Annotated in this window: 3 protein-coding genes and 1 pseudogene; all 4 read right to left on the minus strand. The window is 42.6% G+C overall.

Annotated elements, in window-relative coordinates; genetic code table 11:
- Window positions 1–1,084 (minus strand): MobA/MobL family protein (locus tag G5B11_RS18475; RefSeq protein ID WP_173729307.1); only part of this gene is annotated, 1,084 nt, incomplete at its 3' end.
- Window positions 1,060–1,364: pseudogene (locus G5B11_RS18480) on the minus strand (hypothetical protein). The gene G5B11_RS18475 and the pseudogene G5B11_RS18480, both read right to left, overlap by 25 nt.
- Window positions 1,364–1,678 (minus strand): relaxasome subunit MobC, encoded by a 315-nt coding sequence (locus tag G5B11_RS18485; protein ID WP_173729308.1) that lies wholly within the window; start codon window positions 1,676–1,678, stop codon window positions 1,364–1,366. The pseudogene G5B11_RS18480 and the gene G5B11_RS18485 overlap by 1 nt, the downstream one beginning before the upstream one ends.
- 144 nt (window positions 1,679–1,822) lie before the next feature.
- On the minus strand, window positions 1,823–2,053 hold the full coding sequence (locus G5B11_RS18490; protein WP_003505382.1) for a helix-turn-helix domain-containing protein: 231 nt from the start codon (window positions 2,051–2,053) through the stop codon (window positions 1,823–1,825).
- Window positions 2,054–2,234: the final 181 nt, after the last annotated feature.

Genomic DNA, 2,234 nt, shown 5'->3' on the forward strand with positions numbered 1-2,234 from the left:
TTTGCTTTCTTCTAATGTCATTCAACCACTCCCTCCACATCGACAATGCACCGGATACTTTACTAAAGGTTGCAATTACCTTTTGCAGCAGTGCATTTTGTTTTTTAATCATCTGGTTTTCCTCGACCTTCCATGAACCTTTCTTTATCTGTCCGGTGAGATATTTTTCCTCAATCTTTCTTGCATCCGCACCCTCATGAATCGTAGGGACTTTTAATTTGCCCTGTCTTTCATAAGAGCGGTGGTCAATCTGATTGTCTATGGATAAATGCCGGTTACACATCTTAGCCCATTCGCTTCGCCATAACTCACAATTCTTTGGATTGTTCCACCCTGTAGCATCGGTCAGAACCCGTTTCCATTGTTTTCGGTTTCTTGCCCCGACTTTCTGTTCACCATTTTCATCAAGTACCGGAATGCGTATCCCATACCGGTCAGGATTTTTCTTATCCTGCCACCAGTCCGGATGGGATTCATCAACTACAATATTTCCGTCAGTATCTCTGACAAAATCCCAATCCTTGACTTCTTTGCTGCCCCATGAATGATCCAGATTGAATGGTCGCATGGCTACAAGTAAATGCACATGTGGGTTTCCATCGCCCTTATCGTGTATGCTCCAGTCGGCACACATTCCCTTATCTACGAAAGTTTTTTGAATATATTCGGTTGTATAATCAATCTGTTCCTGTCTGCTCCATTCTTTCGGTAAGGAAAATTCAAATGATCGTCCAAGCTGTGCATCTGCATTTTTTTCTATCTTCAATACCTCATTCCATAACCGCTGTTTCTGAAATGTGATTTTAAACTTTTCCAGTGCGGCATCTTTATCATCCGCTCTTTTATAACGGATAGACTGTTGAAACCTTTTTATATTTTCTTCCGGTACATGTAGCCATTCAGGAGGTGCATTTTCGCACATCATCAGACTGGTGTAGACGACTTCCTTTTTGGAAGTATAGTAACTGATTCTGCCTGTTTCCTCATTCTTCATCACATCTCCATTAAGATATGCCGATGCGGATATGACAGATTTTCCTTTACTGCGTCCGACAATCTTTACTGTAAAGTGAAATATCGCCATGATATGATTCCCCCTTTCTGCCGTATCCGGCATTGATTTCCGACAGCATCTTCTTCTGGTTTGGCAGGAGTGATGCTGTCGGAACGCCCTCTGCGCAAGAGTGCCCCTGCGGCATGAGCAGGTCTGGCTGAAAGCCCCGCCGACGGAACGAGCCCGGCAAGCGTAAGCGCAGACCGGTTGCCACTTGTGGCAAACTTATAAGGACGACCTCTGGTTGTCTATAAGTGCGCCCTTCATTCAAAGGCAATGAAGGGAATGGAAAAACCACTCCCTCCGCCATTACACTTCCTCCATGTCTGTAACTAATTCTTTCTGCATCGCTTTTGAGAAAAACTTCCCGTTTGTTTCCTGCCTTTTTAAGAAGCCTATCAACTTTGGTAAATCTTCCTTCTCAATCGGACAGCCAAGAACTGATTCCACCGCTCCTCCAATCTGACAGAGCCTGTGGGTTCGTTTTTTACTTTCTTCCGCTTTCTTTCTCTTTTCCAGTTCCTTCCGCTGTGCTATGAGCTTTTTGGTAGCTTCGATGCTTTCCTGTTCCTTTTTCTCTAATGCACGTATTCTTTCTTCATAAGTCTTTGTTGATTTCGCCATATCGTCTTCATCCTTTCTTTTTCTGATAAACATTAGTTCCCAGTTGCATATCAGGAGAAGCACATGGTATAATCCTCTTGCGTGTAGGTATATCATGGCTTCGGTCTGATAGAACCTTTGGCGGTTTCGTAGGAAGCCGCCTTTTTAAGTTGCCACATTTCTTGTGACAGCTTTTACATTCCCTTTATCCCTCAGATCTCGCCCCTCGTTGGCTTCCATGAACTTTTCCAGGATGTCAGTTTTAATAAGGACTTTTCTTCCGACCTTTAATACCGGAAGCTTCTTCCATTCAACCAGCTTTCTCAAAGTGTTTCTGCCAATTCCTGTATAGTCGGCTGCTTCCTCGATGGATAATGCAATCTTTCTTTCCGTCATCTTGTCACCTCCCGTTAAATTGCATTATGCAATTTTAATTGTGCTGTTAGTATAACGGTTTTATATCTTGTTGTCAAGCATTATGAAACTTCAAGAATAATTATTACATTGCATATTGCAATTATGTAAGGTACATGCTATAATTCATACATACCGAAAAAGGAGGCAATCAGCATGAAAG

The sequence above is a fragment of the Blautia glucerasea genome (genome assembly GCF_013304385.1).
In the GTDB taxonomy this organism is placed as follows: Bacteria; Bacillota; Clostridia; order Lachnospirales; family Lachnospiraceae; genus Blautia_A; species Blautia_A ammoniilytica.

Excerpts from the sequence above, each read along its gene's own strand:
- G5B11_RS18485 (WP_173729308.1), bottom strand. The coding sequence starts at position 1,678 with ATGGCGAAATCAACAAAGACTTATGAAGAAAGAATACGTGCATTAGAG.
- G5B11_RS18490 (WP_003505382.1), bottom strand. The coding sequence starts at position 2,053 with ATGACGGAAAGAAAGATTGCATTATCCATCGAGGAAGCAGCCGACTAT.